Origin of the sequence: Actinomyces sp. HMSC065F12 (genome assembly GCF_001814535.1) — a bacterium.
GTDB lineage: Bacteria > Actinomycetota > Actinomycetes > Actinomycetales > Actinomycetaceae > Pauljensenia > Pauljensenia radingae_A.
In genome coordinates this window covers 46,945-72,705 of sequence record NZ_KV817033.1, presented here as the reverse complement: position 1 = coordinate 72,705, position 25,761 = coordinate 46,945, and the positions used below count along the sequence as shown (strand labels likewise).

The 25,761-nt window shown below is 59.9% G+C and carries 25 protein-coding genes; 6 read left to right on the top strand and 19 right to left on the bottom strand.

Going from position 1 to position 25,761, the window contains the following annotated elements:
• Positions 1 to 63: 63 nt before the first annotated feature.
• Both HMPREF2975_RS10110 and HMPREF2975_RS10105 read right to left on the bottom strand, forming a co-directional pair.
• Positions 64 to 1,560: an ABC transporter permease subunit gene (locus HMPREF2975_RS10110; protein ID WP_371935804.1), complete on the bottom strand. Its 1,497-nt coding sequence runs from the start codon at positions 1,558 to 1,560 to the stop codon at positions 64 to 66.
• 269 nt (positions 1,561 to 1,829) lie between these two features.
• Positions 1,830 to 3,086 carry a sugar ABC transporter substrate-binding protein gene (locus HMPREF2975_RS10105; RefSeq protein ID WP_058236397.1) on the bottom strand — a complete coding sequence of 419 codons (1,257 nt, stop codon included), beginning with the start codon at positions 3,084 to 3,086 and terminating at the stop codon, positions 1,830 to 1,832.
• 213 nt (positions 3,087 to 3,299) lie between these two features.
• On the opposite strand from HMPREF2975_RS10105, the gene HMPREF2975_RS10100 reads away from it, so the two are divergent.
• From HMPREF2975_RS10100 to HMPREF2975_RS10075, 6 genes are all read left to right on the top strand, one after another.
• Entirely contained in the window at positions 3,300 to 4,328 is a 1,029-nt protein-coding gene (locus tag HMPREF2975_RS10100; protein ID WP_070727528.1) for a LacI family DNA-binding transcriptional regulator, read from the top strand.
• A 61-nt stretch (positions 4,329 to 4,389) separates the two neighbouring features.
• Positions 4,390 to 5,424, top strand: a complete 1,035-nt coding sequence (locus HMPREF2975_RS10095) for a metal ABC transporter substrate-binding protein (RefSeq protein WP_070727526.1) — start codon at positions 4,390 to 4,392, stop codon at positions 5,422 to 5,424.
• Positions 5,425 to 5,456: 32 nt separating this feature from the next.
• The gene (locus tag HMPREF2975_RS10090; RefSeq protein ID WP_227469369.1) at positions 5,457 to 6,167 is read left to right on the top strand and encodes a metal ABC transporter ATP-binding protein; all 711 of its coding nucleotides are present in this window, start codon (positions 5,457 to 5,459) and stop codon (positions 6,165 to 6,167) included.
• Entirely contained in the window at positions 6,160 to 7,134 is a 975-nt protein-coding gene (locus tag HMPREF2975_RS10085; protein ID WP_070727521.1) for a metal ABC transporter permease, read from the top strand. The genes HMPREF2975_RS10090 and HMPREF2975_RS10085 overlap by 8 nt, the downstream gene beginning before the upstream one ends.
• A gap of 77 nt (positions 7,135 to 7,211) precedes the next feature.
• Complete coding sequence (locus tag HMPREF2975_RS10080) at positions 7,212 to 7,613, top strand: Fur family transcriptional regulator (RefSeq protein WP_058236393.1); 402 nt, start codon at positions 7,212 to 7,214, stop codon at positions 7,611 to 7,613.
• Positions 7,613 to 8,152: a DedA family protein gene (locus HMPREF2975_RS10075; protein WP_058236392.1), complete on the top strand. Its 540-nt coding sequence runs from the start codon at positions 7,613 to 7,615 to the stop codon at positions 8,150 to 8,152. The genes HMPREF2975_RS10080 and HMPREF2975_RS10075 overlap by 1 nt, the downstream gene beginning before the upstream one ends.
• 5 nt (positions 8,153 to 8,157) lie before the next feature.
• On the opposite strand, the gene HMPREF2975_RS10070 is transcribed toward HMPREF2975_RS10075, so the two are convergent.
• The 17 genes from HMPREF2975_RS10070 to trmB form a co-directional block, all read right to left on the bottom strand.
• Positions 8,158 to 8,979 (bottom strand): isoprenyl transferase, encoded by an 822-nt coding sequence (locus HMPREF2975_RS10070; protein WP_070727518.1) that lies wholly within the window; start codon positions 8,977 to 8,979, stop codon positions 8,158 to 8,160.
• Complete coding sequence (recO, locus tag HMPREF2975_RS10065; protein WP_058236849.1) at positions 8,976 to 9,713, bottom strand: DNA repair protein RecO; 738 nt, start codon at positions 9,711 to 9,713, stop codon at positions 8,976 to 8,978. Before recO ends, HMPREF2975_RS10070 begins: the two co-directional genes overlap by 4 nt.
• A gap of 70 nt (positions 9,714 to 9,783) precedes the next feature.
• Positions 9,784 to 11,541 (bottom strand): 2-isopropylmalate synthase, encoded by a 1,758-nt coding sequence (gene leuA / locus HMPREF2975_RS10060; RefSeq protein WP_070727515.1) that lies wholly within the window; start codon positions 11,539 to 11,541, stop codon positions 9,784 to 9,786.
• Positions 11,542 to 11,831: 290 nt separating this feature from the next.
• A complete protein-coding gene (locus tag HMPREF2975_RS10055; RefSeq protein ID WP_058236389.1) occupies positions 11,832 to 12,404 on the bottom strand; it encodes a hypothetical protein in 573 nt (190 codons plus the stop codon).
• 103 nt (positions 12,405 to 12,507) lie between these two features.
• Positions 12,508 to 13,590, bottom strand: coding sequence for an AmmeMemoRadiSam system radical SAM enzyme (gene amrS, locus HMPREF2975_RS10050; protein WP_070727511.1), 1,083 nt, complete (start codon positions 13,588 to 13,590; stop codon positions 12,508 to 12,510).
• Positions 13,591 to 13,604: 14 nt separating this feature from the next.
• Positions 13,605 to 14,249 carry an AmmeMemoRadiSam system protein A gene (amrA, locus tag HMPREF2975_RS10045; protein ID WP_070727509.1) on the bottom strand — a complete coding sequence of 215 codons (645 nt, stop codon included), beginning with the start codon at positions 14,247 to 14,249 and terminating at the stop codon, positions 13,605 to 13,607.
• A 5-nt stretch (positions 14,250 to 14,254) separates the two neighbouring features.
• Positions 14,255 to 15,154, bottom strand: coding sequence for an AmmeMemoRadiSam system protein B (amrB, locus tag HMPREF2975_RS10040; protein ID WP_058236386.1), 900 nt, complete (start codon positions 15,152 to 15,154; stop codon positions 14,255 to 14,257).
• Positions 15,155 to 15,336: 182 nt separating this feature from the next.
• The gene (era, locus tag HMPREF2975_RS10035; protein WP_074026149.1) at positions 15,337 to 16,395 is read right to left on the bottom strand and encodes a GTPase Era; all 1,059 of its coding nucleotides are present in this window, start codon (positions 16,393 to 16,395) and stop codon (positions 15,337 to 15,339) included.
• Positions 16,388 to 17,788 carry a hemolysin family protein gene (locus HMPREF2975_RS10030; protein WP_070727506.1) on the bottom strand — a complete coding sequence of 467 codons (1,401 nt, stop codon included), beginning with the start codon at positions 17,786 to 17,788 and terminating at the stop codon, positions 16,388 to 16,390. Before HMPREF2975_RS10030 ends, era begins: the two co-directional genes overlap by 8 nt.
• Entirely contained in the window at positions 17,785 to 18,234 is a 450-nt protein-coding gene (gene ybeY, locus HMPREF2975_RS10025; protein ID WP_058236385.1) for an rRNA maturation RNase YbeY, read from the bottom strand. The genes HMPREF2975_RS10030 and ybeY overlap by 4 nt, the downstream gene beginning before the upstream one ends.
• Positions 18,227 to 19,288: a PhoH family protein gene (locus tag HMPREF2975_RS10020; protein ID WP_058236384.1), complete on the bottom strand. Its 1,062-nt coding sequence runs from the start codon at positions 19,286 to 19,288 to the stop codon at positions 18,227 to 18,229. Before HMPREF2975_RS10020 ends, ybeY begins: the two co-directional genes overlap by 8 nt.
• A 59-nt stretch (positions 19,289 to 19,347) precedes the next feature.
• Complete coding sequence (locus HMPREF2975_RS10015) at positions 19,348 to 20,229, bottom strand: 16S rRNA (uracil(1498)-N(3))-methyltransferase (RefSeq protein ID WP_070727505.1); 882 nt, start codon at positions 20,227 to 20,229, stop codon at positions 19,348 to 19,350.
• An 8-nt stretch (positions 20,230 to 20,237) separates the two neighbouring features.
• Complete coding sequence (gene dnaJ / locus HMPREF2975_RS10010; protein WP_058236383.1) at positions 20,238 to 21,383, bottom strand: molecular chaperone DnaJ; 1,146 nt, start codon at positions 21,381 to 21,383, stop codon at positions 20,238 to 20,240.
• 85 nt (positions 21,384 to 21,468) lie between these two features.
• Positions 21,469 to 22,494 (bottom strand): heat-inducible transcriptional repressor HrcA, encoded by a 1,026-nt coding sequence (gene hrcA / locus HMPREF2975_RS10005; RefSeq protein ID WP_070727503.1) that lies wholly within the window; start codon positions 22,492 to 22,494, stop codon positions 21,469 to 21,471.
• Between the two features lie 195 nt (positions 22,495 to 22,689).
• Positions 22,690 to 23,604, bottom strand: a complete 915-nt coding sequence (locus HMPREF2975_RS10000; RefSeq protein WP_083314531.1) for a DUF3097 family protein — start codon at positions 23,602 to 23,604, stop codon at positions 22,690 to 22,692.
• A gap of 33 nt (positions 23,605 to 23,637) precedes the next feature.
• Entirely contained in the window at positions 23,638 to 24,909 is a 1,272-nt protein-coding gene (hemW, locus tag HMPREF2975_RS09995; RefSeq protein WP_070727500.1) for a radical SAM family heme chaperone HemW, read from the bottom strand.
• Positions 24,906 to 25,760, bottom strand: a complete 855-nt coding sequence (gene trmB / locus HMPREF2975_RS09990) for a tRNA (guanosine(46)-N7)-methyltransferase TrmB (RefSeq protein ID WP_083314530.1) — start codon at positions 25,758 to 25,760, stop codon at positions 24,906 to 24,908. The genes hemW and trmB overlap by 4 nt, the downstream gene beginning before the upstream one ends.
• Between the last annotated feature and the right edge of the window lies 1 nt (position 25,761).

The following is a 25,761-nucleotide window of genomic DNA, read 5'->3' as shown; positions in this document are numbered from 1 at the left end:
TGTTCGCCTGATCGTTGTGTGCGCCGCGTGTTGTGGCAGCTTGAGACGTTGATGCAGTAGTCATCACAGTTCCTCCAATGCGCGCGTCTTCCTGAAGCCCAGCCAGGAGATCACTCCTACGACGATGAAGATGACGATCGACATGGCTGATGCCAGACCGAAGTTCTGCCCGCCCCGGTCAAATGCGATCTTGTAGACCATCGAGATCAAAATGTCAGTCTCACCCACCGGCACCGACAATCCCGGATAGGACGGGCCGCCACCTGTGAGCATGTAGATCAGTGAGAAGTTGTTGAAGTTGAAGGCAAACGATGAGATGAGCAGTGGGACCGTCGATTGCAGCACCAGTGGTAGCTTCACTGACCACACTGTGCGCAGCGCCCCTGCTCCGTCTATCTTCGCCGCCTCCATGACGTCAGAGGGCAACGATTGCAGTGCACCCAGGCAGACGAGGAACATGTATGGGAATCCGAGCCACAAGTTCACCCCCAGGATGGAGACCTTCGCCCACGTCCCATCGGTCAGCCACGGAATATTCGCTCCGGGCATCCAGCCCAGCAATGCCTCGTTGACGAAGCCGAAGCGCTCGTTGAGCATGCCGCGCCAGACCAGGGTGGCGAGGAAGCCAGGGAACGCGTAGGGCAGAATCATCAGGGACTGGAAGACGCGCCGGCCTTTGATGCGCTGATCAGCGAATGTCAATGCCAGGAAGAGGCCGAAGGCGAAGGTGGTGATCACCGATCCGAATGCAAAGACGAACGACCAGATCAGCGATTTAAAGAACGGGACGGCCAGGTCAGGGCTGACCACCATTGAGGCGTAGTTGTCGAAACCGACAAAGACGCGCCACCCGGGCGTGAGGTGCTCGCCGTCTGGTGAGGTGAAGAAACCGTCACTGTCTGCCGTGTACACCACGCCGGTTGCCGTGTTTGTCATGGTGTCGGCTTGTTCGTCGTAGTGGAATGTGGGCTGAGCCAGATAACCTTTGGAGCCGTCGGTGGTGACGTAATACCCGTCGTCAGGGTTGTCACTGACCGGTACAGTCAGGTTGACCACGTCGTTTTGTCGGGCTGCAACATCTGCAAACGCGAGGACGTCGTAGCCTTCCACCGAGGTGATACCCAGGGAGCCGACTTGTGCGTTGACCTCATGAAGCGGCACATCCTCAAAACCGACGCTCACCGCATGTGTATCGGGATCTTCGACCGCCAGCCCCAGTGTGCCGCCGTCGTCGACGACCGCCATATTGACGGTGGGCGCGCCATCCACCCTTTTCTTGTTCTCCATCATGATGGAGCTGATGGCGTCAGCTTTGGTCGAGTTATGCCCTTGCCCGTAGTTTGTGAAGGACACGTAGCCGGTATACCCCATGACGAAGACCTGGTAGATCAGGAGGAACACCAGGCCGGGGATCAGGTATTTGGCGGGCAGCATCCGCGAGGAAAAATAGATGAAATCGACGGCAACCAGCAGAAGGACCAGTAGCGCCACGATGAGCCACGACTGGACGAACGCCGCTGTGATGATGCCGTAGACGCCGAGTGCATTGACGAGCATCATCAAGATCAATTTGGCGATAAAACCGGGCCTCGTTATGTCGCGGGCATGTGAAGTGCGGTACGAGGGGGCCTGCGGTGAATCCGTTGACTGTGAGGACTGTTCTGTGTGAGAAGACGTTGCTGATGAAGGCGACGACATGGCCTACTCCTGATTGGGTGAACAGAGTGCGGGCGGCACGGTGGATGAGAAAAGAGATGCGAGGCACCTCGTTTCTCATCCCCGTGCCACTGGTCTGTCACGCTGCAGTGAGCAGCGCGACGCGACAGACACTACTCAATAGCGCCTTGAATGTTGGAGATCATCGTGTTCCAGCCTTCTTCGGGAGCTTCCTTGCCGGAGATGATGTTCGCTTCGGTCAGACCCCAGAACTGCCACACGGCGCTCATCTCAGGAATAGACGGCATGGGCATACCGGTTTCGGCAATCTTGGAGAAAGCCTGAATGTCAGGGTCATCAATTGCGGCGGCTGTTTCTTTCAGAGCCGGTGTGCGCCCAGCCAGGTCGTACATTTTCTGCTGCGCTTCGGGGGTCTTCATAAAGTCCATGAACTTCGAGACAAGCACCTGGTTCTGGCTCTTTGCAGATGCGTAGAAGACTTGGACGCCGACGAACGGCGCCGCTGTTTCACCTCCCGCTGAGGGGATGGGCAGCACAGAGATGTCCATGCCGGCATCGCGGAAAGCGTCAACGTTCCACGGACCCGTCACGGTGTATGCCGCTTTGCCGTCCAGGAAGGACTGCTTGGCGATTTCGCCGGTGATGTTGATGTCGAAGATTCCAGCGTCTGCCTGTTGCTTCAGCCATGTAGCATACGCCACCCCCTTTTCGCCACCCATCGTCAGCTCTGAGGTGTAGGAACCGTCAGCTTCCTGAGCAAAAACCGTTGCACCAAAGGAGGTCTGGAATGGGTAGTAATGGTACGGGTCTCCCTGATCTCCGGTTTGGAGGACGAACGGATACTCGGCTCCTGTCGCTTTGCCCGATTCGATCATCTCGTCGAATGTGGCAGGCTCATCCGTGGTCAGCGCGTTATTGCGCACCAGTGCCAGCGATTCGGTGGCGTAGGGCACGCCGTAGGTCTGCCCGTCATAGGTCACGGCCTGCACTGCTGATTCGGTAAAGGCGTCAGCTGAATCGGCAATGTCAACCGGAGCGACCACACCATTGTTGACCAGTTCTCCCAGCCCATCGTGAGCGGTCACCATCATGTCGGGGCCTTTGCCGGTAGGTACCTGCGCGATGAAGTCTTTCGACATGGTGTCGTTGGACTTGGAGAAGATATTGACGTCAATTTGCGTTTGAGCAGTGAAATCTTTCGCGAGTTCTTTCAGCGGCCCGGTTCGGGTGTCATCTGCCCAGATAGTGAGGGATCCAACGGTTGCAGCACCGTCCGAAGCGGACTGTCCGATGGCGGACTGTTCCGCGTCAACACCGTCTGAGGACTGGCCGGACGGCGAATTTCCGCCGCACGCTGTCAGTGTGGCAACGATGGCGAGGGCACCAAGTACAGTTATGCGTCTGCGCATTCAAACTCCTATGATCGGGTGATCGTGAATCCGCACGCTCCGCTGCCGTGCGGTTGTAGCTCTTACTGTAAATAATCTCCGACAATTGTGCAAGGATTTACAGAAAAGATAGAGAACTGTTACATTCAGTACAGCGTCCACTCGGTGAGCCATGCACGGCTCACCCTCGTGATCGACTACGATCGATAAGACGTACATAACGGGGAGGGTTCAATGCCGAAGCACCGCACACGGATGACTGATATCGCTGAACACGCGCAGGTGTCAACAGCTACCGTGTCACGCGTCATTAACGGAACTGGCCCCGTGTCAGCCGAGACGCGCCACCGCGTCCTGACGGCGATTGATTCTCTGGGGTATGAACGCCCCCTTCCTGAACGCTCCTCCTCCACCCCCTGCGTCGGGATCATCATCCCCGAACTGACCAATCCAATTTTCGCCGCATACGCCCACGCCATCCAGGCTGAGGTTTCGCGCACAGGTGCAATCCCATTGATCTGCAGTCAGACTCCCGGCTCCACCTCCGAGGGTGACTACGTTCAAACCCTTCTGTCCCACGGATGCTCCGGCTTGATTTTTGTGTCGGGGCGTCACGCCGATTTTCGCGGAGATATGTCCCGCTACCATCACCTGCGCGAACGACGCATCCCATTCGTCACCATCAATGGATCACGCGAGGAGATTGAAAGCGCAGATTTTTCTGCCGCCGACCAGATCGGTATCTCGATCGCCGTGCGTCACCTGCGCGAACTGGGACACACACGGATCGCTCTGCTGTCCGGGCATACGCACATCGTGCCCGCCAGCAGGAAAGTCGACGCATTCAAGACAGTCATGGCTCAGGAGTTCGGAATCGACAAGCCGCGCATTGTCGAAACGTTCTACACATACGAGGCCGCCGCAGCTGCAACTCACGGTCTGCTCGATGAAGGCATGACTGCCCTCGTCACTGGATCAGATATGCAGGCACTGGGCGCAATTCGCGCGGCAAAGTCACGTGGCATGCGCGTGCCGGATGACCTGTCGGTTGTCGGGTTTGACGATTCGCAACTCATGGCTCACCTCGATCCACCCCTCACGACGATCCGCCAGCCTGTCGATGCAATTACCACGGCTGCAGTTCGCACTCTGTTCGAAGCGATTAAGAATCCTGACATGCCCGCCACGTCCGGGGCATTTTTGTACACACCGGATCTGGTTGTCCGCGGTTCGACTGGCCGAGCGCCGTCCACATCGCGATAAACTACACATCTCACACCAGGTCCACTTGACATTCATTCTCACTTACGGTGGAGTTGTAGGTATGAAGATCTCGCGTCCTCTCCTCACCCTCGTCTGCGCTGCCACCGTGCTCGCCGGGTGTTCCACTCCTTCAGCACCCCAATCCACGCAGTCTGAACGGTCGGTCATCGCTGACGCAGGCCAGTCCTCCCAGTCCGACGGGTCGACGGTACTCAACGTCGCGGCATCCTTCTACCCGTTGCAATATCTGGTGGAGCAGATCGGCGGTGATCGTGTAGCCGTGTCGTCACTGACACCTCCGGGCGCCGAACCGCACGACCTGGAGCTGTCGCCGGCCAAGGTGAACGAATTGGGGCGTTCAGACATCGTGGTCTATCTTTCTGGTTTCCAGACTGCCGTCGATGACGCTGTTGCGATCAATCCACCCGAACACGTTGTTGACGTTGCCAGTGCTGTTCAGCTCCTGTCCCCCACGCACGTAGACGAGGACGCGCAGTCGGGGCACAGTGAGGCCGAGGACACTGACTCGGCGGATGAGGAACACGGCGATCACGACACAGGTCACGAACATGACCACGGTGACGTGGATCCACATTTCTGGCTGGATCCCCAGCGTATGGCTCAAGCTGCCACGATGATTGGACAGGCGCTCGCAAAAGCCGACCCAACCAACGCGCAGCTGTACACCACGCAGGCGGCCCAGGTGTCTACTTCCCTCAACGAATTGTCGACGGAAATTGTCGAGGGCACACGCAAGTGCGCTCACACGACATTCATCACCTCGCACGAGGCCTTCGGCTATCTGGCCGACCGCGCCAGCGTGAACCAGGAAGGCATTGCCGGTATTGATCCGGAAACATCGCCCTCGCCAGCCAAACTGAAGGAGATCTCCGAGCTGGCCAAGAAAGAAGGCGTGACGACAATTTTCACTGAGACTCTCATTGACCCGAAGATTGCACAGACACTGGCAGAGAACCTGGGAATTAAGACCGCAGTCCTTGATCCCCTCGAATCCCAAAACGATCCATCCAAGGACTACATGGACGTGATGAGAGACAATCTGGCTGCTCTGCGCACAGCACTGGATTGCAAGTAACCCCCGCAATGACTTGCCCCGATGCGTCTGACATGACCGCTCTCGCCGTCAGCATGCGTGACCTGCATGTCGCGTGGGATGACACCCTCATCCTGCACGGCATTAACCTGGATATACCCGCCGGACAAACGCTCGCCGTGACGGGTGCCAACGGTTCCGGCAAGTCCACGCTGGTACACGCGATCCTTGGCACCGCACCGGTGACACGCGGCAGCATGTCACTGTTCGGCATGCAGGTCAGTGCGCACGGCAAGCGACCATGGTCGCGCATCGGCTACGTCCCGCAATATTCACGCGCAGGCGGCGGCGTCGCCTCCAATGCGCGTGGAGTTGTCGCCTCAGGTTTACTGGGACCTCGAAAATTCTGGCTGTCACGCTCCGATCGACGCAAAGCGCTCGGTGCTCTGGAACTGGTCGGGCTCGCACATCGCGCAAACGATCCGGTCTCCATCCTGTCGGGTGGGCAGCGTCAGCGCGTCAACATTGCGCGCGCCCTGGTGCGCCACCCGGATTTTCTCATCATGGATGAGCCGCTAACTGGAATCGATTCGGTTTCGCGCCAACGCCTGGCGTCGATCGTGCAGTCAGCCAAGGACGGGGGCACCACCATTGTGTTGGTCCTGCATGAACTGGGGGAACTACGCCCCCTCCTGGATCGTCAAATCACCATTGCCGCCGGCCACATCACCTACGATGACGCCCCACAACCGGCATCGACCGAGGAGGCGAGCCATCATGGGTGAGGCACTCGCCGACCTTTTCACATCCCCACTGATGCTCCGTTCCCTGCTGGCAGCGCTGCTGGTCGGACTGTGCGCACCCATCGTCGGCACCTACCTGGTACATCGCCGCATGGCGATGCTGGGAGACGGCATCGGGCACGTCTCGCTGACGGGTGTGGCTCTGGGCTGGATCGCCGGGACAGCTGCAAACGTGACGCCTTCTGATCAATGGGCATTGCCGGGCGCCCTTGTCGTATCAATCCTGGGCGCGGTGACGATCGAAGTCGTCAGGCTCAGTGGCCGCACCAGTGCCGACGTTGCCCTCGCCATGTTGTTCTACGGAGGCATCGCCTCCGGCGTCCTGCTGATCGGTCTGGCAGGTGGAACGTCCACACAGTTGAACTCGTATCTATTCGGATCCATCTCAACAGTGCAATGGGGTGACGTCTATCTGATCGGCGCGCTATGTGCACTCATATTGCTCATTGGCCTGGGATTCTCTCCTGCACTGTACGCAGTGACCGATGATGAGGACTTCGCGCACTCAACCGGCCTTCCGGTGGCTGCCCTGTCCATCCTCATCGCGATCCTGTCGGCGTTAACTGTCGCAGTTGCGATGCGCGTCGTGGGCTCGCTCCTGGTGTCGGCCCTGATGATCGTCCCGGTCGCAATCGCGCAACTCGTCACCCGTTCCTTCCGCTCCACAATGGCCTGCGCAATGGCTCTGGGAACCGTGCTATGTGTCGGCGGCCTTGTGGTGACCTACTTCGTGGATGTCTCCCCCGGCGCACTCATCGTGGTGGCAGCTATCGTCGTATACATCCTCGGATTCGTCATCAAGGCTGCCATTGACGGTATTCGACGAGGGCGACGCCTCCAGGTCACCGGCGGACATACACATCTGATTGCCGGTGATCCTCACGCTCATTCGGCGCATCCTGACTCCCCCGATCGGATGGGCACACCACCAGCAGATGACACACTGTAATCTCCATTTCTCGCCTCAACCCTGTATGCTTCCAAGAACGAGAAGATTTACTTCAGGGTCGGCAAGAGGGGGACATCGTGCAGCGGATGACTCGGCAACGTCAATCCGTCTTTAACGAGCTGCGTCGTGACAAGGACTTTCGTTCCGCACAGCGGATCTACGACGACCTGACAAATCAGGGGCAGCGCGTCGGCCTAGCGACGGTCTACCGCAATCTGCAGGCACTGGCTGAGATGAATGTCGTCGATGTCCTGCGCATGGACGATGGCGAATCGATGTTCCGTCTGTGCGAAGATGAAGGCCACCACCACCACCTGGTGTGCCGCAACTGCGGTCACACTGAAGAGATCGAAGTCAGCGAAGCAGAATCCTGGATTTCTCAGATCGCCTCGCAGCACGGCTTCACTGAGGTTGCCCATTCGCTCGAAGTATTCGGTCTGTGCTCTGAGTGCAGCGCTGTTGAGGATGACGAGGACTGATGCCAGTTCCCCAGTGGGCCTCAAGCGGGCTGCCTCTTTTCATCTTCCTGTTCTTTGTCGTCTTCTTGCGCGCCCAGGGCACCTATTGGCTTGGTCGAGGCGCCGCCGCGGGCGCCCTGAAAGGTGACGGACACTCCGGCCTCATCGGCGCGATCGCCCGCTGGTTTAACGGGCCTGTTCCCCGCCGCGGTGCAGAACTGCTCGAAAAATGGGGACTTTTGATCATCCCACTGTGCTTCCTCACCGTCGGTGTTCAGACAGCGGTCAATGCCGGTGCCGGAGTTGTCCGGTTGAAGTGGCGCACCTATACCCTCGCGATGCTTCCCGGGTGCGTAGCGTGGTCGATCATGTACGGGCTGGGACTGCTGGCTGTGTGGGTCGCTGCCATCGGCGCAATCGCAGGCTCTCCGATTGCATGGATCGGGATCGCTCTGGCGGTGATTATTCTGGCCAGCTGGCTCATTTATCGTCGCTCGCACCCCAAAGCGGCACCTCAGGAAGTCCTGACGTGCGAGGAATCCCCGGTATCAGCACAGTAGGACGCTCACCGAAGCGGCGCGTGCGGTGAATTGACGGCGCCACCGAAACGGCGATCACGTTTCCCGTAGGACGCCAGACATTTCCACAGTTCACTGCGGTCAAATTGCGGCCACGGCGTATCCACGAACATCATCTCCGCGTACGCCAGCTGCCAGAGCAGGTAGTTCGAAATACGTTGCTCGCCTGAGGTGCGAATCATCAGGTCGACATCTGGCACATCGGGCAGATACAAGTGGCGCGCAAACGTCCGTTCAGTCACGCCAGCCGGCTTCATCGTCCCGTCAGCAATCTCCATGGCAATCGTGCGTGCAGCGTCCACAATTTCGGCGCGCCCACCGTAGTTGACACACAAAATCAGATCGAGCGTCCGGTTCGATTCGGTGGCGCGCTCAGCTTTTTCCAGGGCGTGAATAACGGACTTCCACAGTTTGGGTCGCCGTCCACTCCATCGCACGCGCACACCCCATTCATCAAGTTGGCCCGTCCTGCGCGTGAGCACATCGGGCGCGTAGTTCATGATGAAACGCACTTCAGCCGGGGAACGTTTCCAGTTTTCCGTCGAAAAGGTGTAGACGCTCAGATAGCGCACGCCCGCGTCAATGGCACCGGCGATCGTGTCCATCAGGGAGTATTCTCCGGCGTGATGCCCTGCCGTGCGATTCAATCCGCGAGCATTGGCCCATCGACCATTTCCATCCATCACGAGGGCGACGTGGCGAGGCACGCGGTCAAAAACGGGAACCGGTTGGGACCACTGACCCGGACCGAGCACAGGAGCAGTGGGATCTGATGGTGCCCGATCAACCGGAGCCTGGGCAGATGTCATGCCCGTTTCCTTTCGAAGAGCTGGAGTGCGCGCAGCTTACGTTCCAAATGCCACTGCGTATACGCCGATGTCAGGTGTGCGACGCGTTGCCGGTCATACGCTTCGGTGCGGTCAGCCTGATCCCAGTTTCCGGCCAGGAGGTGCCCCATCAGTTCCATCGTGTTCTCCGAGACGGCCACTCCCCCTTCGCTTTGGCACTCGTCGCACAGCGCGCCACCCTCGGAAATGGAGAAGGACGTGTGCGGGCCGGGCTTGCCGCAACTGGCGCATGCGAAGCACGAGGGTGCCCACCCCGCCACTGACAGGGCGCGTAGAAGATACGAATCGACGACGAGGACCGGGTCGTGACGCAGGTTGGCCAACGCGTGGAGTGCTCCGAGCAGGAGTGAGTATTGAGCGTGTGCACCGTCAGCTGAATCGGCCGTGAGGCGTTCTGCTGTTTCCACCATGACCGTTCCGGCGGCGAACAAATCGAAGTCAGAAGCCAGTTGAGTGCCGTAGGGACGCAGCATTTCGACCTGCGTCACAATGTCGAATGTGCGGCCACGATGCAGCTGCACGTCGATCAGTGAGAACGGTTCCAGGCGCGCACCGAATTTCGAGGTGGTGCGGCGCACTCCCTTGGCTACCGTGCGTACCTGCCCGTTTTCCTTGGTGAGCAGGCAGACGATACGGTCAGCTTCCCCCAGTTTGTGGGTACGAAGGACGATCGCCTGGTCTCGGTAGCTTCTGATCACGCTCGCATTGTCTCACAGGCCGGTCGAGGTGCCACAGGACACGTCGACCGGCACCGTCAATGTGCTATTAGCGCAAAGCGCGGTTCATGGCGGAAATAACTGCCTTGTAGGTGGCAGTCGTGATCGACGAATCGATGCCGACGCCCCAGACGATCTGGCCGTCGACCGCTGCTTCCACATATGCGGCTGCGGTGGCGTCACGTCCCTGGCTCATGGCGTGCTCAGAGTAGTCGAGGATGCGCACATCCAGGTCGAAATCGTGCATAGCTGCGACGAATGCGTCGATCGGGCCGGTTCCCACGACGCTGATGGCAACGGGCTGTCCCTGATCCAGGATTTCCCCGCGCAGTTCCACTTCCTGCTCTTTGCCGCGCGTGTACAGGTGGAAGTCTCCCATTTCGAAGCGTCCCCACGGGGCCAGGCCACTTGCCCTGTCGGCGGGCAGGTATTCGTCGGTGAAGATCTTCCACAGGTTTTCGGAGTTGATCTCTCCGCCAAAAGAATCTGTGTGACGCTGAACGATGCGTGAGAATTCGATTTGCAGGCGTCGCGGCAGTTCCATGTGGTGTGCGGTCGACATGAGGTAGGCGACGCCCCCTTTGCCGGACTGGGAGTTGACGCGCACGATCGCCTCGTAGGAACGTCCCACGTCATGCGGGTCGATCGGCAGGTACGGAATGCCCCACGGCACAGCGTTTTCATCTCCGCCAGCTTCCGCAACTTTCTTCTTGCGGGCTTCGAAGCCCTTCTTGATGGCGTCCTGGTGCGATCCGGAGAAGGACGTGTAAACCAGGTCCCCCACGTAGGGCATACGCGGTGGGGTTTCCATCATGGTGCAGTGTTCCACCGTGTGCCGGATGCGATCCACGTCGGAAAAGTCAATACCCGGATCGATACCCTGGCTCATCATGTTCAGGCCGAGGTTGACCAGGTCCACGTTGCCGGTTCGTTCGCCCTGTCCAAGCAGGCATCCCTCTACGCGGTCAGCGCCGGCCAGCAACGCCAGTTCCGCTGCTGCAACACCCGTTCCGCGGTCATTATGCGGGTGGACGGACAGCGCGATGTGGTCGCGCCTCGACAGGTTCGTTGACATCCATTCGATCTGGTCGGCAAACACATTAGGCGTTGCGCGCTCCACCGTTGCCGGCAGATTCAGCACAATTTCACGGTCGTCGTCAGGCTGCCAGATATCCATGACTGCTTCGCAGATTTCGGCTGCGAAGTCCAGCTCCGTGTCCACGAAGATTTCCGGTGAGTATTCGAAGCCGAAGATCGTGTCATCTGAGAGGACTTTTTCTGCCCGCGCCATGATTTCCCGAGTGCCGCTTTGTGCCAGGTCAACGGTTTGTGCCTTGTCCATACGGAAGACGAGCTCGCGGAACAGTGGCGACGTTGCGTTGTACAGGTGAACCGTTGCCCGGGGAATGCCGACGAGGGCGTCGATGGTGCGCTCAATGAGTTCGGTGCGTGATTGTGTCAGCACAGACACTGTCACGTCTTCAGGGATCGCCTCATCGTCAATCAGAGAGCGAACAAAGTCGTAGTCGGTTTGCGATGCCGCTGGGAATCCAATCTCGATTTCCTTGTACCCCAGTGAGACCAGCAAATCGAACATGGCACGCTTGCGCGTGGGATCCATCGGCTCGATCAGTGCCTGGTTGCCGTCACGCAGGTCGGTGGACAGCCAGCGCGGGGCGCGTGTCATGCGCTTGGTGGGCCATGTGCGCGTGGGCAGGTCGATGGGGTTGGATTCCAGGAATGGAATGTACTTGTCAACCGGCATGGGGCTGGCTTGAGGTGTGGGAACGTTGGCTGTTGTGCGCATCTGCTTTCTTCTTTCCTGCTGGTGTCGATTCCGGTGGCGAACCGGCTTGACCGGGGTCGACAAACGCCGCGACGAGGTTCCGGCCTTTTCAGGCCTCGTCGCGGCACATAAGCAGGAGTGCGCGCTGCATCATATTCTCCACCGTAATGAGATTGGGACCACCGCGCCGCACGCGTTTCACAAAGTGGACACTACGCGCCGCTGGTCAGACGCCGGTTCCCGTGCAGTTGACGTTTGAATCGACGATGCCAAACCTGTTGATGCGCACCGCGCCTGCGTCAGTTCATGCGTCAGCCGGCGCTGTTAGAACTGTTATCAGCGCGTGCGGCCTGTGCACGCCATCTGCGAGCACATGCCTGCAGACGCAGGGTGCTGATCACTGCATATACCGAGATGGGCGACAGGACGAGCGCCGGGATATACAGAGTCAACGCTGCGGCTGTTGGTACCGCGAAGTATGCCCAAGCCATGACTGGAATAAGCAACACGAATATGACCATGATGATGAACGCAAAAACCTCACGCACTCTGTTGCGTGAACGAGCAGCCAGCAGGTCGTTGCCTCCCGCATTCCATCTGTGCAGGTTCATCTTCTGACGGATGCCTGCATGATACAGCCAGGCGGCAACCGCTCCGCCCAGCAGCGTCGCGGCACAGAAGAGTGCGATGTAGGCGCCGCCGCTCAAATCAGCGGGGTGCTTGGTTACCAGCCACATCGTCAGCGGCGCAAGAAGGAATGCTCCGATCAGTCCCCCGCCCTGTGCGGCTGCTCCACGGTCATCGTTGTCTACCGTGAGATAGGCGTGATGCGTGACAGGCTCATACATCACGTAGCGACCCTCGTGCGGACCCACTGGGATCATCTGGCTCCGAGGAATGCGGCAGCTTCCCGGGCGGTTTGTGTCTTCCTTATTCACTCGAACATGATAGATCGAGGGACGTAGTGGCGCCGGTTCTTGAGCTGTTTCATGACAAGGCAACCTGGAAGGAATGCGCAGAGGCTTCGCCGGGGCCGCCCTCGTCGAAGCGACCGGGAATTCTGGCCCCGCACGCCGGACACGTCCCGTTAGCTGTCACGTCGTAGCTGATGAGGCGGTACCAGTCGCGCACGATGAGTTCGTGCCCGCAGGAGGCGCATGTGGTGGTATCCGCTTCGATGTCGTGAACATTGCCGCAGTACACGTAATGCAGCCCTTCGTCGAGTGCAATGGAGCGGGCTCGGCGCAAAGTCTCAGGTGGAGTCGGTGCAGTGGTGCGCATTTTGTGGTCAGGATGGAATGCTGAAAAATGCACAGGCACATCAGAGCCGCACTCACGCAGGATCCACCGGCACTGGCTGCGGATTTCCTCAGATGAATCATTGTGTCCAGGGATCAGCAGGGTTGTCAGTTCCAGCCAGGTGCTGTCCCGCTCAGCGACCCATGCGATCGTCTCCAGGACGTCGCGCAGGTGAGCGCCTGTCAGATGCCAGTACATGTCCTCGGTGAAGCCTTTGAGGTCAATATTTGCCGCGTCCATAGGCGCGAAGAACTCAGATCGAGCTTTCGGAGAAATGTAGCCGGCAGTCACAGCTACGGTGCGCACGCCCGCCTCGTGGCATGCCAGAGCCGTATCGATAGCATACTCGGCGTAGATCACGGGATCGTTGTACGTGAATGCGATCGCAGGAATATGATGTCTCACTGCCGCGTCTGCGACCATATGAGGCGTTGCGCGTTCGGCCAGGAGGTCCCATTGTCGAGCCGCTGAGATCTCGTGGTTCTGGCAGAACCTGCATCCCAGATTGCATCCGGCGGTACCAAATGAGAGCACAGCGGTACCAGGGTAGAAGTGCGCGAGTGGTTTCTTTTCAATGGGGTCCACGCAAAAGCCGCTGGAGCGCCCCCAGGTTGACAGCACAATGTCAGCGCCGCGACGCTCCCGCACAAAGCAGTATCCACGCTGCCCATCGCGCAGTTTGCATGCACGCGGGCACAAGTCACAGCGCACTCGACCGTCATCGAGGCGTGTTTGCCAGCGTCCGGTGATCGTGTGTGCAGGTGTAGACATGGCGCTGCGTGGTTTTATCGGTCGGTCATGTCTGACGCACTGGTCGGCGCATCATCGTCACCATCCGCGTCCTGGTCGGTGAAGGCTCGCACCGTGTAGGTTTCCACTCGGGCGTCCGGCGACCACCAGGTAGTGGGAAGGCCTGCCTTGCGTTTGAGGTGGGCGAAGAAGTCAGCTGGATCCGCAAGGTCGTCCCACACCTGCGGCAGGAACGTGGCGCGCCGAGTCGGACCGGCGATCAGGACGACCCCGTCAATTCCGGGACGCAACGATTCAAGCACCGCTTTCTCACTCAACGCCGGTAGGGCCACCGGGGCCGACAGCACCGACACCTCCACGCTGATGCTCGGATATTCAGTTGCGTCAAGGGGATCGAAACGCGGGTCGTGGAAGGCGGCTGCGAGGGCATTATGGATGACGTCGTCGTACAAAGATCCGCGCGGTGAGAGCGACCCAATGCATCCTCGCAAATGAGAGTTGATCGTCAGCGTCACAAAGCTTGCTCCTGGCTCCTGCAGCCATTCGGGCCGGTCGTGCGGTGCCGGTAGGGAGTTCATGACAATCTGGTCGGTACGTGTTCCCTGCAGCCTGAGCCGTATGGCTCCTCGCGCCAGTGGAACCAGGATGCGTCCCGCATTGTCTGGCAGTGATGATGGCATCTGGGTCAGTCCTTTTCGTCAGTCAGTGCAAACGCTGCGTATCCGACGACACGCGCGGTGTCACCTCCCAGAACGTCTCCGGAGTTGTGTGAGCCGAGCGCGGTCACCGTCAGAGAGTGTCTCCGGGCATATTCGAGCAGGCCGTTCATGGGACGGGCGCCGCAGGCCTGCTCGGGTTCAACGGGGTACTGTCTTCGTTCGATCATGTCGATGGTGCGTTGGTCGATGCGGCGCGCCTCGTCGTATGTGTGGTAGTGCGAGAGGTCTGAGCTGACTGCGATCAGCGTGGTGGGCGAGGTGAGCGCGTCGATCACGTCGGCAACTGCTGTGGGAGAGGCTTCTCCGACGTTGAGGGGCACGAGTTCGACGTCGTCTCCGAACAGTGCCGTGATGAAAGGGACCTGGACTTCCAGCGCGTGTTCATCCCGGTGGGTGCCTTCGTCGCAGTGGACAGGTTCGACGCACGTGCGCGTGGATTCGAGGATGTCACGGGTGGGGATATTGAGCATTGCAGCCGGTGTTCCGAACCGGTCCGCACCGGGCAGCGCGATTCCCCGGATGGCGACACGGTGGGTCGGGCCGAGCAGGACGATTCGTGTGGTTCGGGGGCGACTGCGCGCCGCGTACGCCCAGCCCAGCGCAGCAAGATCGCCCGAGTATCGCCAACCGGCGTGGGGCACGATGATTGCGCGTGCCGGGTGTGCCTCACTGTCTGACGGGGCGGTGTGCTGGCGGGCACGATCAATCAGCGCACTGGCAGTTGAGTCAATATCGGTTGGACTATCTGGGTAGAAGAATCCGGCGACTGCGGGGGCGCGGACGGTCAGCGAGGTATCGCGAGTGTCAGAGCCGGTCGATTCGGGCGCGGTAGACTCAGGGGCGGTGAGGTCGGGAGGTTGCGTCACACTCGTTCTCCTCTCCTGGCGTGGATGGGGCACCATCGACCCATCCACTGTATGTGATTCTAGCCTCTTGCGGGTGCCGCTTGTCACACTCCTTCCATTATGTGACAACGTTGCAGGTCACCCCCATTCCATCAGCATCAGTTAATGCACAGTCACCTGCTGTTTACCGAATAGTCATTTACTCAAAAACCGAGGCGGCCCAACATTTTCGGATCTGACTGCCAATCTTTGGCGGTGCGCACATGCAGATCCAGGAAGACTCTGCGTCCCAGCAGCTCCTCGATTTGCTTGCGGGACTTCGTGCCGATGTCACGCAGGCGCGACCCGCCTCGTCCAATGATGATCGCCTTTTGGGAGTCACGTTCCACATAGACATTGACGTGGATATCCAGCAGAGGTGGGCGCAAATCGCCCTCCTTGGCCGGGCGCTCGATAATTTCTTCGACCTGCACCGCCAGGGAGTGCGGCAGCTCCTCGCGAATGCCTTCAAGCGCTGCTTCGCGAATGTATTCAGCAATGAGGGTGTCGCGGGATTCATCCGTCACGTCATCTCGCGGATACAGCGGCGCGGATTCAGGGACAGTGCGCGAGAGCACGGAAATCAATTCCTCCACCTGCTCACCTGTCTGAGCGCTGACCGGGACGATCGCTTCCCACGATCCCAGCCGGTCAATCGCCAGCAGGTGTTTCATCAGACGGTCTTTCGGCACCAGATCGATTTTCGTGGCAACTGCGATGACGGGGCGGCGCACATCAACCAGTTCGCGGGCAATAAAGCGGTCCCCCGGCCCGATCTTCTGATCGGCCGGCAGGCAGAACACCACGCAGTCCACCTCAGCCAGTGCTTCTCGGACCATGTCATTGAGGCGTTTACCCAATAAGGTTCGAGGGCGATGGTATCCGGGCGTATCGACGATGACGAGCTGCGAGGTGTCCCTATGGACAATCCCGCGTATGTTATGGCGCGTCGTTTCAGGCCTACCTGACGTGATCGCCACTTTCTGGCCGACCATTGCGTTGGTCAACGTGGATTTTCCGACGTTGGGGCGCCCGACAACCGAAACGAATCCGGCACGAAAACCCTCCGGGTAGGTCAACGACATCAGTCCGTGCGCATCGGCAGCCTGCTCGGCTTCCTGACGTGCGTCGCGAATGCTGGCGACCTCGTCACGCACCTGTTCTTCAGAGGCGTCATCCCACTCGTCAGTGGAGTCATCCCACTGGTCATCACGGTCATTCATCGGTGTCCTCGCTCTCCGGCGTGCAGCTCAGTTCAAGCAGTTGTGATTCGTCGAGGATGCGGAAACCGTCCTCGAACGTGGTCGGCAGTGGCGACAGCGCGCAGACAACGGTGCCGACCTGACGGCGTCGCCCTCGTGCCTCCTCGGCCAGCATGTAGATGCCGTCCATTTCACCGCGAGCGCCGGGCAGCGGCACACGGTCAATCGCCTTGGTCAGCAAACCGCCGACCGAGTCCACATCATCGTCCTCGAGCTCCATGCCGAAAAGCTCGCCCAGCTCGTCGATCGGGAATCGGGACGGGACTCGCCATACCCCTTCGGCGACCTCTTCCGGCTCGATTTCGCGACGGTCATGCTCATCGGTCACTTCGCCCACGACTTCCTCGATCAGGTCTTCCAGGGTGACCAGGCCAGAGATCCCACCGTACTCGTCGACGACCAGCGCCATGTGGAAGTGCTCAGCCTGCATCTGGTGCAGCAGATCGTCAGCCGGTTTGGTCTCCACAGTAAAAACTGCCTGTCGCATCATGTGGGAAGCGGTCAGATCCTTACTGCCCGCATCATGCACCATGCGCGAAATGACGTCCTTGAAGTACAGGATGCCGCGCACGTCGTCGATATCCTCACCAATGACAGGCAAGCGGGAAAACCCTGATCGGATGAACAGTCGCAGTGCTTTGGAAGCTGGCAGATCCACGGTCGCGGTGATCATCTCGGTGCGCGGCACCATCACCTCGCGCACCACCGTGTGCCCCAGTTCAAACACGGATCGCAGCATCTCGCGATCTTCTTCTTCAAAGCCTTCTGTTTCACCAACCTGGTCGACCATTTCGCGCAGGTCGTCAGCCATTTCCTGCCGCGCTTCCGCATCGGTTTGGTTCGACTGAGGCAGGCGCTTGCGTACGAAACGGACAATGGGGTCGGCAATGTGAGAGATGGCAACCAGCCGCGACGCCAGAGGCGTTCCAACCAACGCCATGCGTTCAGGGTTACGCGTACCCAACGGTACCGGCAGCATCACCACGGCGAACAGTTCGATCAAACCCACCGCAGCGACTGCAATGATGCCGATGAGCCACCACCTCAGCGACGGGTGCACCAGCGCCAGGGTGATACCGACGGCGGCGATGACCTGCACAAACATGCGCACTGTGCGCAGGGTCAACGCGGTGCGCCTGCGCTGCGCAAGCAAGTCAACCAGTTGAGGAGCACGTTTGCGGCCTTCTTCGACAAGGTCTTCCGCGGCCGCCCTCGACAGTCGGGAAAACGCGGTTTCGATGGTGGCGAGGATTCCCGCCAGCAGCAGGCAGATCACCGATACGGCGATCAGCACTGCAACAGGAGCAGTATCCGACAGACCTGACGGGGATGGCTGGTGAGCGAAAGGAATCATGATCGTGTTGCCAGGAATGTCAGCAGGAGTTTGCGTTGCAGGGCAAACATTTCTTCCTTTTCCTCCTCCTCAGCATGGTCGTATCCCATCAGGTGCAGCATGCCGTGCGTCGCCAGCAGCAGCATCTCTTCAGCGGCAGAGTGCCCCGCTTCTTTGGCCTGTTTGTGCGCAACCTGCGGGCAGATACAGATATCCCCCAGTACACCCTCGGTGGGTTTGTCGTCGGTTCCCGGCCGCAGCTCATCCATCGGGAAGCTCATCACGTCAGTCGGTCCTTCCAGGCCGAGCCACTTGACGTGCAGATCTGCCATCGGTTCGGGATCGATGAACAAGATGTTAAGTTCAGCTGTCGTTGCCACATGCATCTGCATCAGAACGTAGTCTGCGAGTGCGGCGAATTCAGACTCGTCAATCTCACATTCCGTTTCGTTTATCACTTCAGTCATGATCATTCCTTCGTGACCTGCGGCCGCTGCGCGTCGCGGAGCGCGTGTCGGCCTGCCTGTGGGCGCGTTCTTCCCACCGGGAATACGCGTCGATGATCTGTCCGACTAGGGGGTGCCGGACGACGTCCGCGCTGGTCATGTAGCAAAATTCGACATTGTCGATATCTGTCAGAATATCCTGCACGACGTTCAGCCCCGATCGGGTTCCTCCGGGAAGGTCGATTTGGGACACGTCGCCCGTGACAACCATGTGCGAGTTAAAGCCCAGACGTGTCAGGAACATTTTCATTTGCGAGGGCGTCGTGTTCTGCGCCTCATCCAGGATTATGAAGGAGTCGTTCAGGGTGCGTCCGCGCATGTACGCCAGGGGCGCCACTTCGATTGTGCCGGCAGCCATCAGTTGCGGCAGTGCCTGTGGATCGATCATGTCATGCAGGGCGTCGTACAGGGGCCTGAGATACGGGTCGATCTTTTCAGTGAGAGATCCTGGCAGAAAGCCGAGGTTCTCCCCCGCTTCCACCGCGGGACGTGTCAGCACAACGCGCCGCACCTCGCCCGAGAGCAATGCGCGCACGGCCTGGGCCATTGCCAGGTATGTCTTACCGGTGCCGGCCGGGCCGATCCCGAAGACCACAACCGAGCGTTCAATGGCCTTGATGTAGCTGCTCTGCCCTGGGGATTGCGGGTGAATGGTGTGGCCGTCAGCAGTGACGATGTCATCGGAAGTGTCCTGGCCGGCGCGCGGCTGAGGAGCGGTCAGCAGCCGGATGGCGTGTTCAACGCCGGGCACATCAAGCATCGTGCCGGATGCCGTGAGGTCAACCAGTTCACTTACCAGTTGAGCGGCGACGTCAATGGTTCCTGACGAACCCGTCATCGTGATGGTGCGTCCGGCGACGAAGAAACGGACGGTTGGAAAGCCGCGTTCCAGTGCGCGCAGAATCTGATCCGATGTTCCCAGCAGCTGAATGGGTTCGACATGCGATGGGATCTCGACGCGGCGGGTTGACATCGCCAGTGTCGGGTCGTTATGCGTCGTGTTTTGCTCACTCATACGCGTGTCATGCGGTGGGCCACACATTCCTTTGCATCTGCATCCATCGTGTCTCTACTTTATCGTATGGGAGAGCCTGCAACATGGGCATCCTGCCTGTCAGTAGGCGCCTCGTGACGCCATGTCGTCAGCGCGCGTATCAGCGTGGTGGCAACGGGGCCGGCAGTTGAGGAGCGCAGGACGTTCGGCCCCAGAAGAACCGGGATGGCACCTGCCTCGGTCAGGGTCGCATATTCCTCATCATCGATGCCTCCTTCAGGCCCGACAATGATGGCAATGCTGCGCGGTGACGCACCAACCGCTTTGACAGTTCCGACCTCTCGAGGAAATGCAGACCCAGCGACCGTCAGCCCCAGTTGGCTCATAGCCTCCAGGATCGACACAGTGGCCTGTTCGTGACACATGAAGACGACATCACCATGCGAGCAGCGATCCTGAGTCCACCGGGCAAGAGCGCGCGAATCCATCGATTCCAGAACCTGCGGAATCCACGCGCGTCGTGACTGCTTAGCTGCTGCGCGCACAATGTTGATCCATTTGCTGCGTGCACGCTCTGCTTTCGACCCGGTCCACCTGACGATGGAGCGGTGCGCCTGCCAAGGGATCACGCTGTCGATACCGATCTCCGTCGACGTTTCGATGGCCTGCTCATCGCGTCCACCTTTCGCCAGGGCCTGCACGAGGATCAGGTGCGGATCAGAGGCAGGTTCACACATGACGTGCTCCACCACCAGATCCAGTTCCTGACCGTTCACGGCTCGCACGCGGCACTGTGCTCGCCACCCTTCCCCATTCACAAGATCAAACTCATCTCCAACCTGCATGCGGCGCACCGTGGCAGCATGTTTGCCTTCGGCTCCGCCCAGGTGGACGTGGTCCCCCTCGGCAATGATGGATAAGTCGGAATTGAGGTCGTCAGCGAAGAAGACTGGAGCGGTCATGGGTGCTCCTAGTTCGTGAACTTTTCGCGGATACGGTCAAAGACTGACTGATCGGCCCGTCGCGGCTCCACGCGGTCCTCTCCACGATTGGCAGCCAGTTCTTCCAGGATTTCGCGTGAGCGCTGATCCAATTTGCGTGGAATCTCCACATCAATATGGACCTGCAGGTCACCTCGGCCGGCGTCCCGGCCCGAACGCGACAAGCGCCCCACTCCCAGACCCGACAGTGTCACTGTTTCCTGCGGCTGCGTACCGGGTTTAATGGTGACTTCCTTCGCGCCATCGAGCGTGTCCAGCTCGAACACGGTGCCCAGCGCCGCCGTGGTCATCGGAATGGTGACCCACGTGTGAAGGTCATCGCCTCGGCGCGTGAAAATCGGGTGCTTCTTTTCACGCACCTCAAGGTAGAGGTCTCCTGCGGGACCACCTCCCATGCCGACATCGCCACGGCCACTCATGCGGATACGGGTTCCCGTTGTCACACCCACAGGAATATCCACCTTCATCGAGCGGCGCGTGCGCACCCTGCCGTCACCGGAACATTCCGAGCAGGGCTGGTCGATTATGGAACCGTGTCCGCCACAGTCCGGGCACGGGCTTTGCGTGCGGATGACGCCCAGCAGTGAACGCTGCATCCGGGTCACGCTGCCCGACCCGTGGCACCCTGAGCAGGCGCGCGGTTGAGTGCCCGGCTCACAGCACGAACCTTCACATCGCGCGCACAGCACATAGGTATCCACTTCGATGTTCTTGGTGACACCGAAGGTAGCTTCTTCCAGGGTAACGTCAATGGTCAACAGCTGGTCTGAGCCATGTGTGGCGCGCGAGGTCGGTCCGCCTGATGAGGCGAATCCTCCCCCGCCGAACATAGTGTCGAAGATGTCGGAGAAGTCGAATGGCATACCGCCACCGCCAAACCCGTAGCCGCCTGCTCCGCCCCCGTGCACAGCTTCAGGTCCACCGAGGTCATACATTTGGCGCTTGTCAGGGTTTGACAGTGTTTCGTAGGCAACTGAAAGTTCCTTGAAGGCTTCTTCGGAATCAGGCCCGGCGTAGTCAGGATGCAGTTGTCGAGCCTTCCTGCGATAGGCCTTCTTGATCTCTTCCGGTGAGGCATCCCTCGAGACGCCCAGGATCTCGTAGTAGTCGTTCACTCGATTCAATTCCCTCGTTGTTTCGACAAGCGTTGTTCCGACAAGCAGCTCGCGCCGGACATGTCAGTGTGGCAGATGTGTGCACTCATGACGCTAGGTATTTCGACAAGTAGGACGCAACTGCCCTGACGGTTGACATCGTGCGCCCGTAGTCCATGCGCGTCGGACCGATGACACCGAGGTGCGCGACCGCTCCGCTGGACGTCCCGTACGTTCCCGATATGACGGATGTTTCCGCGAACGCTCCGTCAGGGTTTTCCGTCCCGATCGACACATGCACGTCACCGCTGGAATGTTCCTCGTCCAATTCCGACAGCAATCGCAACAGCACCACATGTTCTTCGAGGGCGTCCAACAGCGCGCCGATATCGGTGAAATCCACATGTGAACGCGTCAGGTGGGACATCCCCGCGATGACGACGCGCGATTCAGCTGCTGTGGGATGCAGTAGTTCCGTCAGTGCACTGCACACGGCGTCGACGAAGTTCTGATGCCCGCTTGGAGCCTGATTCCTGATCTCATCAACGATGGTACGCACCTTGTCGGCAGTGTGGTTCTCGCATTCGTCGTTGAGCTTTTCGCGCAGAAATGAGATGACATGTGGGGGAACCTGCTGGGGGAATTCCAGCATGCGTTCTTCCACGCGTCCCTCGTTCGTAATGACGATCAGCAAGACTCGATGCGGTGCGAGGTCAACCAGTTCGACTCGGAGCAGTGAGGACGTGGACAGCGAAGGGTACTGGACGACCGCGACCTGCCTGGTGACTTGCGCAAGCAGTCGAACAGTCCTGTTCACGACGTCTTCGAGGTCAACGCACTGGCCGAGGAAAGTCTCAATCGCCCGCTTCTCGGGTGCGCTCATCGGTTTGATCTCAGAGAGCGTGTCGACGAAGAGGCGGTAGCCCTTTTCAGTGGGAACTCGCCCGGCAGAGGTGTGAGGCTGGTAGATCAGATCATTTTCTTCCAGCACAGCCATGTCGTTGCGAATGGTTGCCGGTGAGACGCCTAAATCCTGCGTTGCGGCGATCATTTTCGAGCCGACGGGTTCGCGGGTGTGGACGTACTGCGACACGATCGCACGCAAGACGTCGAGCCTGCGATCAGTGGCCATGTTGTGTCCTTTCCACGATCCGTTCTGTGGTGGTGCTGTGGCACGTCCATGTCTGCGACACAAACGCCACATTTGGCACTCACCCTGTCTGAGTGCCAATTCTACTCCGTTCAGGCGATTTCCTCTCACCGGCTGCGGTGGAAAATCCGCGTCTATTGCTCAGGGCGTACATGCGTTCCCACGGCGCATTGTCGGCTAGAGCGTTCCCTGCGCGGTCACAAAATCAATGAGCTCTTCAACCCTGCCAAGCAGTGCCGACTCGAGGTCACGATAGTCGCGCACAGTGCGCAAGATTCGTCGCCACCCCTGCGCAATATCAGCCTGCGAGGCATGAGGCCAGCCCAGCGCCTGAAGGGTTCCCACTTTGATGTCAACGGATCGCGGGATCGCCGGCCACGTGTCGAGTCCAACACGCGCCGGCTTGACCGCCTGCCAGATGTCAACGAACGGGTGCCCAACAATGAGGACGCTGTCCCCCCACCGCTGCTGCACGCTGTGAGCAATACGGGATTCCTTCGAACCGGACACCATGTGATCGACCAGTATTCCTGCACGTGCGTGAGGCGTGGGCGAAAACTCTTCCAGAACGGCTTCCAGGTTATCGACCCCTTCGAGCAGTTCGACCACAACCCCTACATCTGCCAGGTCATCACCCCACACGTATTGGACCAGGTCAGCATCGTGGCGCCCTTCGACCCAGATTCGTGACTGGCGAGCCACACGCGGATGCGTGCGCGCCGATTCTTCCGGGCGGGCGCGTCGCGACCCAGAATTGGTCACCGCCCGCCCACTGGCGGACACCGATCCTGCGTTCTGAGGCGTCGCCTGCGCGCGAGGCAATGGCGGCAGGGCAATAATCGGTCGGCCATCGAGCCAGAATCCACCGCCCAGGGGAAAGCTGCGGCGTCTCCCTCGTCGATCTTCCAACTCGATCACGTAGATCCCTGCGGATTTTTCAGTCCGGATGACTGCGCCCACGAATCCGGTGGTGACATCTTCGAGGACCATGCCAGGCTCAACGTGGACCTCTCGCGAGCGCGGGCGATGCGCGTCGGGACCATCGCGATGCGGGTCAAACTCGAAGATATTTGTGCCATACGGGTCATCCATCACCCGGCTATTGTACGGGCGAAAAAGATGCGCCTAGTCAGTGAGCTCGCGCGTCACGTAATCAGCCAGAAGCCTGCCACGCAGGGTCAGTGCGATGTGGCCACGCTCCAGCGCTTCTGAGTCCAGCAGGCCTTCGTCACGCAGACGGTGACAGGTTTGCGAGGCGTTCTCCCTGCCCGAGTGAGCGGCAACATCGCCTAGTGCGATGCCATCTGACGTGCGCACTCTCAACAGGACGCGCTCCAGGTAACGCGTCTGGTCATCGAGGATTTCACCGGCGGCGGCCGGTGACTGCGCGGATCGAAGGCGACCAGCCCAGGCACGCGGGTGTTTGACGTTCCACCAGCGGGCGCGCCCGATATGCGAATGGGCACCGGGGCCAAAGCCCCACCAGTTCCAGTCGCGCCAGTAGGCCAGGTTGTGACGGGACGCGTGCCGCAGTTCGGTGGCTGGAAGACCTGCTTCATCTGCTTCTTCGCGAGCAAAGTTCGAGATCTCGTACCAGCGGTATCCGGCGCTGCGTATCATCTGGTCGAGCAGTTCATACTTGTCGGCTTCATCATCCGGATCAGGCATGGGCAGCTGCCCGTGAGCAACCTGCGCCGCCATCTTGGTGCCGTCCTCAATGACCAGTGCGTAGGCACTGATGTGGTCGGGCTGCAGGTCGCACGCTGCCTGCACTGTTGTGGCCCAGTCATCGAGTGATTCACCCGGCGTGCCGTAGATGATGTCAACGGATACGTCCAGTCCTGCTGCGCGCGCCCACTCGATCACCTGGCCGACACGTTCGGGGCGGTGCTGACGATCCAGGGTGTGCAAGATTCGCGGAACTGCGCTTTGCATGCCCACCGACAGTCGTGTCACCCCGGCATCTGCAAGCCTCTTGACAGACTGCTCGTCAACGGTTTCTGGGTTTGCCTCGCAGGTAACCTCTGCACCTTGGGCAATTCCGATTCGGTCTGCGAGATCGTGCAGCATACGCGCGTGGGCACTGGTGTTCAGCATGGTGGGCGTGCCGCCGCCGAAGAAGACGGTGCGTGCAGGTGTCTGTCCCAGCCCCGCCTCGTCCAGCACGCGTGCCGCCAAAGAGATTTCGCTGCTGACACTGTCCGCGTACGTATCGCGGTCGGCCCCCGGACCGAACCCAACAGTGTAGGTGTTGAAGTCACAGTACCCGCACCTCACGCGGCAAAAAGGTACGTGGACGTAAATGCTGAGGGGTCGGTGAAGCTCGGGCTGCGCGTTTTCAGAGCTGATAGCGCCAGATTGTGGCCAGCGCATTCCGTCGGGCAGCTGCGGGCTCACTGCTGGGGGTTTTCGCTCGCGGGCTGTGTGCGTGGCAGTCGAGGCTCCCGGATCGCTTCGATGTCGTGTGCATGGCGTTCGTCGTGGATGCCGCGGGATTCGAAGTGGGTGAGCACGCGCCCTTCCCACCGCGGTGCGAATCCCCCGCGCTCCCCCTCGGGGTCATTGGGGTCCGCCCGTTCGCCTTCATACGGATTGACGAGGACGTCGCACGCCTCGACGACATCACGTATTTGCCATGCGTAATCGTCCCAATCCGTTGCCAGGCGCCACACTCCCCCGTCTTTGAGGATTCTGGCGATCTCCAGGGCGAACTGGTCGTTGACGATGCGGCGCTTGCGGTGACGCGCCTTGCGCCACGGGTCTGGGAAGAATGTCCACACCTCGTCGGCAATCGCACTGTCCAGGGTGATCGGGATCGCCTGGGCGGCGTCAGCTTCGACGACGCGAATGTTCTCAACTCCGGCGCTGACTGCTCGTGAAACGAGTTTGGCAATACCCGGTTGCCAGACTTCAAATGCCAGAAAGTTGTGGTCGGGCCAGCGATCTGCCGCCGAGACGATCTGCTCGCCGACGCCCGGTCCGATCTCGACAACCAGTGGCGCCTCGCGCCCGAACAGTTCAGTGGGCGCCAGGTGGAAGTCGGATGCGACAGTGGTGTATCCCTGTGAGCGCTTAACGGGCACAACGAAACGGTCACCATGCTTGTCCATCGTGCGCTGCAGCGATTCGGTCAGGCGACGCGAGCGACGCGTGAAGGACTTCGTGCGGGCACGGTACACACCGTTTTCCTCGTCGTGGCGGTCGGATGAATCCAGCACTGACTTGCGGGCTCGATGTACACGGTTCATC

Excerpts from the sequence above, each read along its gene's own strand:
- HMPREF2975_RS10110 (WP_371935804.1), bottom strand. The coding sequence starts at position 1,560 with ATGATGCTCGTCAATGCACTCGGCGTCTACGGCATCATCACAGCGGCG.
- HMPREF2975_RS10105 (WP_058236397.1), bottom strand. The coding sequence starts at position 3,086 with ATGCGCAGACGCATAACTGTACTTGGTGCCCTCGCCATCGTTGCCACA.
- HMPREF2975_RS10100 (WP_070727528.1), top strand. The coding sequence starts at position 3,300 with ATGCCGAAGCACCGCACACGGATGACTGATATCGCTGAACACGCGCAG.
- HMPREF2975_RS10095 (WP_070727526.1), top strand. The coding sequence starts at position 4,390 with ATGAAGATCTCGCGTCCTCTCCTCACCCTCGTCTGCGCTGCCACCGTG.
- HMPREF2975_RS10090 (WP_227469369.1), top strand. The coding sequence starts at position 5,457 with ATGACCGCTCTCGCCGTCAGCATGCGTGACCTGCATGTCGCGTGGGAT.
- HMPREF2975_RS10085 (WP_070727521.1), top strand. The coding sequence starts at position 6,160 with ATGGGTGAGGCACTCGCCGACCTTTTCACATCCCCACTGATGCTCCGT.
- HMPREF2975_RS10075 (WP_058236392.1), top strand. The coding sequence starts at position 7,613 with ATGCCAGTTCCCCAGTGGGCCTCAAGCGGGCTGCCTCTTTTCATCTTC.
- HMPREF2975_RS10070 (WP_070727518.1), bottom strand. The coding sequence starts at position 8,979 with ATGACATCTGCCCAGGCTCCGGTTGATCGGGCACCATCAGATCCCACT.
- leuA (WP_070727515.1), bottom strand. The coding sequence starts at position 11,541 with ATGCGCACAACAGCCAACGTTCCCACACCTCAAGCCAGCCCCATGCCG.
- HMPREF2975_RS10055 (WP_058236389.1), bottom strand. The coding sequence starts at position 12,404 with ATGATCCCAGTGGGTCCGCACGAGGGTCGCTACGTGATGTATGAGCCT.
- amrS (WP_070727511.1), bottom strand. The coding sequence starts at position 13,590 with ATGTCTACACCTGCACACACGATCACCGGACGCTGGCAAACACGCCTC.
- amrA (WP_070727509.1), bottom strand. The coding sequence starts at position 14,249 with ATGCCATCATCACTGCCAGACAATGCGGGACGCATCCTGGTTCCACTG.
- era (WP_074026149.1), bottom strand. The coding sequence starts at position 16,395 with ATGAATGACCGTGATGACCAGTGGGATGACTCCACTGACGAGTGGGAT.
- HMPREF2975_RS10030 (WP_070727506.1), bottom strand. The coding sequence starts at position 17,788 with ATGATTCCTTTCGCTCACCAGCCATCCCCGTCAGGTCTGTCGGATACT.
- ybeY (WP_058236385.1), bottom strand. The coding sequence starts at position 18,234 with ATGACTGAAGTGATAAACGAAACGGAATGTGAGATTGACGAGTCTGAA.
- HMPREF2975_RS10020 (WP_058236384.1), bottom strand. The coding sequence starts at position 19,288 with ATGAGTGAGCAAAACACGACGCATAACGACCCGACACTGGCGATGTCA.
- HMPREF2975_RS10015 (WP_070727505.1), bottom strand. The coding sequence starts at position 20,229 with ATGACCGCTCCAGTCTTCTTCGCTGACGACCTCAATTCCGACTTATCC.
- hrcA (WP_070727503.1), bottom strand. The coding sequence starts at position 22,494 with ATGGCCACTGATCGCAGGCTCGACGTCTTGCGTGCGATCGTGTCGCAG.
- HMPREF2975_RS10000 (WP_083314531.1), bottom strand. The coding sequence starts at position 23,604 with ATGGATGACCCGTATGGCACAAATATCTTCGAGTTTGACCCGCATCGC.
- trmB (WP_083314530.1), bottom strand. The coding sequence starts at position 25,760 with ATGAACCGTGTACATCGAGCCCGCAAGTCAGTGCTGGATTCATCCGAC.